A 7,152-nucleotide genomic window follows, 5' to 3' on the forward strand; every position below is an offset into this window, starting at 1 on the left:
CAGGACCTACATGAACACCCTCTCGGAGCCTCCCAGTCGTCTTTCCCCAAGACATTCACTGCCGCCGTTCCCGCTGATCGCCTGCCTCCAGGCCAAGCATCCCGTCTTCCGATTGCCTACCCTTACCCGGTCCCTAGATCGTGCGTTGCCGTGCCCGGCATTCTGAAAAACTTGAAGAGATACTGAAAAATGGAATGGTTAGCGGATCCAACGGCCTGGCTCGGCCTGTTGACTTTGATTGTGCTGGAGCTGGTGCTGGGCATCGACAACCTGGTGTTTATCGCGATCCTGGCGGACAAGCTGCCGCCGGAGCAGCGTGACCGTGCGCGTCTGATCGGTTTGTCCCTGGCGTTGCTGATGCGTCTGGGCCTGTTGGCAAGTATTTCCTGGTTGGTGACCCTGACCCAACCGCTGTTCGAGGTGTTCGACAAGAGTTTCTCGGGCCGTGACTTGATCATGCTGTTTGGTGGTGTGTTCCTGTTGTTCAAGGCCACCATGGAATTGCATGAGCGCCTTGAGGGGCATGTGGCTCAGCGCACTGGCAACGTGGCCTATGCGATGTTCTGGCCGATCGTTGCGCAGATTGTGGTGCTGGATGCGGTGTTCTCCCTCGATGCGGTGATTACCGCCGTGGGCATGGTGGATGAGCTGGCGGTGATGATGATCGCGGTGATCATTTCCATCGGCCTGATGATCATTGCCAGCAAGCCGCTGACCCGTTTCGTCAACGCCCACCCGACGGTGATCATGCTGTGCCTGGGCTTCCTGATGATGATCGGTTTTGCCCTGACGGCCGAAGGCCTGGGCTTCCACATTCCCAAAGGCTATCTGTACGCGGCCATCGGCTTCTCGATCCTGATCGAGCTGTTCAACCAGATCGCCCGGTCGCGCCGCAAGAAGTCGGCCCAGGGCACGCTGCCGAGACGTGAGCGCACGGCCCATGCGGTAATGCGTTTGCTCGGCGGGCGTAATCTGGCAGTGGAGGAGGTAGGTGAAGAGGTCGCCGACCTGCTGGATAACCCCGATGCCAACGGCGGGCCGCTGTTCGACCGGCGCGAGCGGGTGATGATCAGTGGCGTGCTGCAACTGGCTGAACGCCCGATCCGTACGCTGATGACGCCTCGGGCGAAGGTGGACTCTATAGATCTGTCGGACGATCCCGACACTATCCGCCTGAAACTGATGCATTCGTCTTACTCGCGCCTGCCCTTGATCCGCAACGGTAATGTCGACGAGCCATTGGGCTTTGTGCACAAGAAGGAGTTGCTCAAGGAATACCTGGCCGGTAACGAGCCGAACCTGGAGCACCTGGCGCGCCGGGCGGTCAACTTGCTGGAGAGTTTTTCGATTCTCAATGCCTTGGAGCAGATGCGTCAGGAGTCGACTCACATTGCCTTCGTGATCAACGAATTTGGCGACTTTATCGGGGTGTTGAGCATGACCGACATCCTCGAGTCCATCGCCGGTGAGTTGCCGGATGCGAGTGAGGTCGAAGGCCCGGATATCATCGAAGAGGAGGGTGGTTTTCGCGTCAATGGCGCCTTGAACCTCAACCTGATCCGCCAGCGCACCGGCTTCAAGGCTGTGGCGACGGAGGATTACCAGACCCTGGCCGGGCTGGTGATGAGCCTGCTGGATCGACTGCCGGTGGTCGGTGACAGCCTGGAACATGAAGGCTGGCGCCTGACCGTGGCGGCGGTGGAGGAGCGGCGGGTCACGCAGGTGTTGCTGGCCCCTCTTTAACGGGTGAATTTCATTCGACGCTGGGCTGGCCTTTGGATAGCATCGCCGCTCACTGAACCGTTAAGGAAGGGTTACCCGAATGACTTTGGACGTGCTTAAGATTTCTGCATTCTGTGACGGCAACCAGGGCGGTAACCCTGCAGGTGTTTGGATCGGTGACAGCCTGCCGGAAGCTGTAGAAATGCAGCGTATCGCCCACGAAGTCGGGTTTTCGGAAACCGTATTTGCCTGCCCGCAGGATGACGGCTGGCGCGTGCGGTACTTCGCGCCGGAGTCCGAAGTTGCGTTTTGCGGGCATGCCACCATCGCCCTCGGTGCGGCCTTGAGCCTGGCGCTGGGCGATGGCGAATTCCACCTGGCGTTGAACAACGGCGATATTTCCGTCAGCGGCCGCAGCGAAGGCGACCTGATCGAGGCCGCGCTGCAATCCCCGCCAACCCGCAGCGCACCGGCCAACGATGCCCTGGTAGACGCGGGCCTGACCTTGTTCGGTTACACCCGCAATGACCTGGACCCGAGCATTCCGCCAGCGATCATCCATGCCGGCATTTCCCACCTGGTGCTGGCGCTCGCCAGCCGCGCCAAACTCAGCCAGATGCACTATGAACTGGAGGCCGGTCGCCGCTACATGACCGACGCCGGGCTGGGTACCGTGGTGCTGGTGTTTGCCGAAAGCCCGACACTGTTCCACACCCGCAACCCGTTTGCGGTGGGCGGCGTGTACGAAGACCCGGCCACGGGTGCCGCGACCGCTGCCTTTGCCGGCTACCTGCGGGACCTGGGCTGGCCGCACAACGGTCGCATCGACATCATCCAAGGCGAGGACATGGGCAGCCGTTCGCGCTTGCAGGCGCAGATCACCGATGAAAAGGGTGCCTCGATTCGGGTTTCGGGTACGGCGCGGTTGATGTTGGAGGACTGATTCTGGTCCTGGCGAACGTCTCCCTCAGCGTTTTTTCGTCGAACCCCTCCAGCTTATTGATCATCTTGCCATTCTGGAAAACCAGCAGGGTAGGCGTGCCGGTAACCTCGGGATGCCTAGGGGTTCGGGCAGTGTCGAGCACCAGGCTTTTCACGGAGCTGGCGTATTTCCCGGCAATCCGTTCAAACAGTGGCCCGGCCTCCCCGCAGGCCGGGCAGTGCTGCGAAACAAACAGCATGAACACCGTTCTATGCGTCTTGAGCAACTGCTGATACTGCTCGGCATCGGCAATCACCGCCGTTGCAATTCCCATGATGATCTCCTTGAGCGATAGGCCTGGCCCACGCTAATCCCGGCGATCAAAACCGTCTACTGTCAAAACTAACAGGTACCCACCTCTAAGGGTCCATTGTGGCGAGGGAGCTTGCTCCCGCTGGGCTGCGCAGCAGCCCCAAAGCCTTCAGCGCTCCGCCCGCTCCCGAGCCTTCTTCGCCAACCCCACGCACTGCTTATAGTCACCCTGATCCTTGGCATCCTTGGCCCGACGATACCCATGATGATTCTGCGTGGTGTAGTTCGTACTGAACGCCGCCTTCAGCCTGACCAGCTCGGCCTTGCATTCGCGCCGGTCATCCTTGGCGAACACCTGGGTGGCAAATGCCAGCGACAACAACATAAGGACAAGACTGATCTTCATCTGAACGCGTTCCTTGGGGGCTCGATCATCTGCCAAGACTAGCCCAGCCACGGAATTCTTCCATCCGGCCACTGCACCGCTTTCGTGCACGGTAACGACCCGCCCCCGCACCCAAATGTGGCCTGTCACCCCGGTGTGTAGCCAACGGTAGCAATCTGATTGCAGCGGCTGGCCCAGTGCCTTATCGCTGATAAAAATCTATCCCGTTGATTTAAAAAGAAATTAATCCCGAAATATTTTTCTGTTATTGCGTGTGGCACACTTTCTGCTGTCTATTCCGTTGTTACATACTAAGTTCCGGTATAGCGGAATACACAATCCCTGGAGTGCTTGTCATGCATCACCGACCTTCCGTGTTCAAAGCGTGTGTTTTTCTCTTCGCCGCATCGGCTTCCCTCGCCAGCGTAGTGCAGGCGGCGGACAGCAAGCTCGATACAGTGCTCAAGCGTGGGCACCTGATCGTGGGTACAGGCAGTACCAATGCGCCGTGGCACTTCCAGGGAGCGGATGGCAAGTTGCAGGGTTTTGACATCGACATCGGCCACATCGTGGCCAAGGGTCTGTTCAATGACCCGAGCAAAGTCGAATACGTGGTGCAGTCTTCCGATGCCCGCATTCCCAACCTGTTGACCGACAAGGTCGACATGAGCTGCCAGTTCATCACCGTTACCGCCAGCCGCGCGCAGCAAGTGGCCTTCACCCTGCCGTACTACCGCGAAGGCGTGGGCCTGCTGCTGCCGGCCAACAGCAAATACAAAGAGATCGAAGACCTGCAGGCCGCTGGCGACAGCGTCACCGTGGCCGTGCTGCAGAACGTCTACGCCGAAGAACTGGTGCACCAGGCATTGCCCAAAGCCAAGGTCGACCAGTACGACAGCGTCGACCTGATGTACCAGGCCGTGAACTCCGGGCGTGCCGACACCGCCGCCACCGACCAGTCCTCGGTCAAGTACCTGATGGTGCAAAACCCGGGCCGCTACCGCAGCCCGAGCTACGCCTGGAGCCCGCAAACCTATGCGTGCGCCGTCAAGCGTGGCGACCAGGACTGGCTGAACTTCGTCAACACCGCCCTGCATGAAGCCATGACCGGTGTGGAATTCCCAATGTACAAGGCCTCGTTCAAGCAATGGTTCGGTGTGGACCTGCCGGAGCCTGCGATCGGTTTCCCGGTTGAGTTCAAGTAATTCGTAAACCCTGGGGCGTCGCTGACGGCGCCCCAATCAGGTACTGCCGACCATGAACTATCAGTTGAACTTTGCCGCTGTGTGGCGCGATTTCCCCAGCTTGCTGGCGGGGCTCGGCCTCGGCCTTGAACTGGCACTGCTGTCCATCGCCATCGGTTGCGTGATCGGCCTGTTGATGGCGTTTGCGATGCTGTCCAAACACCGTGCGCTGCGCATCGTGGCCTCGGTGTATGTGACGGTGATCCGCAACACCCCGATCCTGGTGCTGATCCTGTTGATCTACTTCGCCTTGCCCAGCCTGGGTATCCGGCTGGACAAGATCCCTTCGTTCATCATCACCCTGTCGTTGTACGCCGGTGCCTACCTCACCGAGGTCTTTCGCGCAGGCCTGTTGAACATTCCCAAGGGGTTGCGTGAAGCGGGCCTGGCCATTGGCCTGGGCGAGTGGCGTATCCGCGCGTACATCACCGTGCCGGTGATGCTGCGCAACGTGCTGCCGGCGCTGTCGAACAATTTCATTTCGCTGTTCAAGGACACCTCCCTGGCCGCCGCGATCGCGGTGCCGGAGCTGACCTATTACGCCCGCAAGATCAACGTCGAAAGCTACCGGGTGATTGAAACCTGGATGGTCACGACCGCGCTCTACGTGGCTGCCTGTTACCTCATTGCCATGCTGCTCCGTTACCTGGAACAGCGTTTGGCAATTCGCCGCTAAGGAGCGCCCATGTACGAATCCCCCAGCTGGCTGCATGAGTTGTGGATCGCCCGGGAAACCCTCTGGGCGGGGTTCCAGACCAGCGTCTACTGCTCGGCCCTGGCCATTATCTTCGGCACCCTGATCGGCATCGTCGCCGGCTTGGTACTGACCTACGGCAAATTCTGGATGCGCGCACCGTTTCGCCTGTACGTCGACCTGATCCGCGGTACGCCGGTGTTTGTGCTGGTATTGGCGTGCTTCTACATGCTGCCGGCGCTTGGCTGGCAGATCACTGCGTTCCAGGCCGGTGCCGTGGGCCTGACGCTGTTCTGCGGCTCTCACGTTTCGGAAATCGTGCGCGGTGCATTGCAGGCCATTCCCAAGGGGCAACTGGAAGCGGGCAAGGCCATCGGCCTGACCTTCTATCAATCCCTGGGCTACGTGCTGTTACCCCAGGCGCTGCGGCAGATCCTGCCGACCTGGGTCAACTCGTCCACCGAAATCGTCAAGGCTTCCACCTTGCTGTCGGTGATCGGTGTGGCCGAGCTGCTCCTCAGCACCCAACAGGTCATCGCCCGGACGTTCATGACCCTGGAGTTCTACCTGTTTGCAGGCTTTATGTTTTTTGTCATCAACTACGCCATCGAATTGTTGGGGCGTTACATTGAAAAGCGGGTGGCGTTGCCATGAACCAACTCTCAAAAGAAAGCCAGCCACTGCTGAACATTCGCGGCCTGCGTAAACAGTACGGCCCGGTGGAAGTGCTCAAGGGCGTCGACCTGAGCATGCAGCGCGGCAACGTCGTGACATTGATCGGCTCCAGCGGTTCGGGCAAGACCACGCTGCTGCGTTGCGTCAACCTACTGGAAGAATTCCAGGGCGGCCAGATCACCCTCGACGGCGAATCCATCGGCTACAGCGAGGTCGGCGGCAAGCGTGTGCGCCACCCGGAGCGGGTGATTTCCCAACACCGCGCAATGACCGGCATGGCCTTCCAGCAGTTCAACCTGTTCCCGCACCTGACCGCCTTGCAGAACGTCACTCTGGGCCTGCTCAAGGTCAAGAAGATGGGCAAGGACGAGGCGGTTGCACTGGCGGAAAAATGGTTGGATCGTGTCGGCCTGCTGGAGCGCCGCAATCACTTCCCGGGCCAATTGTCGGGCGGCCAGCAACAGCGCGTGGCGATTGCCCGGGCGATTGCGATGAACCCGAGCCTGATGCTGTTCGACGAAGTCACCTCGGCCCTGGACCCGGAACTGGTGGGCGAAGTGCTCAGCGTAATCAAGGGTTTGGCGGAGGAGGGCATGACCATGTTGCTGGTCACCCACGAAATGCGCTTTGCCTATGAAGTCTCGGACAAGATCGTCTTCATGAACCAGGGCCGCATTGAAGAACAAGGGCCGCCGAAAGACATTTTCGAACGCCCGCAATCGCCGCGACTCGCGGAATTTCTCAAGAACATTCGTTTTTAAATCATCACTTCAGGAGATCCATTATGAGCATTACTCGTTACGGCACCGGCGCCACTGCAGGCGGCGGCCAGCCTCGTCCTTTCGCCCGCGCGGTGGAAGCAGATGGCTGGTTGTACGTGTCGGGCCAGGTGCCGGCGGTGGACGGTGAAATCATCACGGGCGGGATCGTCGAGCAGACCCACCAGACCATGCGCAACGTGGTGGCGATTCTCGAAGAAGCCGGCTACGCCCTTGAAGACGTGGTGCGCGTCGGTGTATGGCTGGAAGACCCACGGGACTTCTGGAGCTTCAACAAAGTCTTCGGCGAATACTTCAACCCGGAACATGCTCCGGCGCGGGCGTGTGTGCAGGCGAACATGATGGTCGATTGCAAGGTTGAGATCGATTGCGTGGCCTACAAGAAAAAAGGCTAAATGCCCGTCTCTTGAGACCACAGG

General features: G+C 59.7%; 9 protein-coding genes. 7 read left to right on the top strand and 2 right to left on the bottom strand.

What is annotated here, in order from left to right; all coding sequences use genetic code 11:
- Positions 1-189 precede the first annotated feature (189 nt).
- A complete protein-coding gene (locus HX801_RS22355) occupies positions 190-1,743 on the top strand; it encodes a TerC family protein (protein ID WP_177022746.1) in 1,554 nt (517 codons plus the stop codon).
- A gap of 79 nt (positions 1,744-1,822) precedes the next feature.
- Positions 1,823-2,665, top strand: coding sequence for a PhzF family phenazine biosynthesis protein (locus HX801_RS22360; RefSeq protein WP_008436960.1), 843 nt, complete (start codon positions 1,823-1,825; stop codon positions 2,663-2,665).
- On the opposite strand, the gene HX801_RS22365 is transcribed toward HX801_RS22360, so the two are convergent.
- Positions 2,601-2,978 carry a co-chaperone YbbN gene (locus tag HX801_RS22365; RefSeq protein WP_102369342.1) on the bottom strand — a complete coding sequence of 126 codons (378 nt, stop codon included), beginning with the start codon at positions 2,976-2,978 and terminating at the stop codon, positions 2,601-2,603. The genes HX801_RS22360 and HX801_RS22365 overlap by 65 nt on opposite strands.
- Before the next feature lie 147 nt (positions 2,979-3,125).
- Positions 3,126-3,362, bottom strand: a complete 237-nt coding sequence (locus HX801_RS22370) for a hypothetical protein (RefSeq protein WP_003207990.1) — start codon at positions 3,360-3,362, stop codon at positions 3,126-3,128.
- A gap of 335 nt (positions 3,363-3,697) precedes the next feature.
- On the opposite strand from HX801_RS22370, the gene HX801_RS22375 reads away from it, so the two are divergent.
- Genes HX801_RS22375 through HX801_RS22395 form a run of 5 tightly spaced genes read left to right on the top strand, consistent with a single transcriptional unit; the run spans position 3,698 to position 7,128 of the window.
- A complete protein-coding gene (locus tag HX801_RS22375) occupies positions 3,698-4,546 on the top strand; it encodes a transporter substrate-binding domain-containing protein (protein WP_003207992.1) in 849 nt (282 codons plus the stop codon).
- A 52-nt stretch (positions 4,547-4,598) separates the two neighbouring features.
- The gene (locus HX801_RS22380) at positions 4,599-5,261 is read left to right on the top strand and encodes an amino acid ABC transporter permease (protein WP_003207993.1); all 663 of its coding nucleotides are present in this window, start codon (positions 4,599-4,601) and stop codon (positions 5,259-5,261) included.
- A gap of 9 nt (positions 5,262-5,270) precedes the next feature.
- Positions 5,271-5,933: an amino acid ABC transporter permease gene (locus HX801_RS22385; RefSeq protein ID WP_003207996.1), complete on the top strand. Its 663-nt coding sequence runs from the start codon at positions 5,271-5,273 to the stop codon at positions 5,931-5,933.
- On the top strand, positions 5,930-6,715 hold the full coding sequence (locus tag HX801_RS22390; RefSeq protein WP_003207998.1) for an amino acid ABC transporter ATP-binding protein: 786 nt from the start codon (positions 5,930-5,932) through the stop codon (positions 6,713-6,715). Before HX801_RS22385 ends, HX801_RS22390 begins: the two co-directional genes overlap by 4 nt.
- A 23-nt stretch (positions 6,716-6,738) precedes the next feature.
- Positions 6,739-7,128: a RidA family protein gene (locus HX801_RS22395; RefSeq protein WP_003208000.1), complete on the top strand. Its 390-nt coding sequence runs from the start codon at positions 6,739-6,741 to the stop codon at positions 7,126-7,128.
- Positions 7,129-7,152: the final 24 nt, after the last annotated feature.

This window comes from Pseudomonas sp. G1002 (assembly GCF_013385455.1).
In the GTDB taxonomy this organism is placed as follows: Bacteria; Pseudomonadota; Gammaproteobacteria; order Pseudomonadales; family Pseudomonadaceae; genus Aquipseudomonas.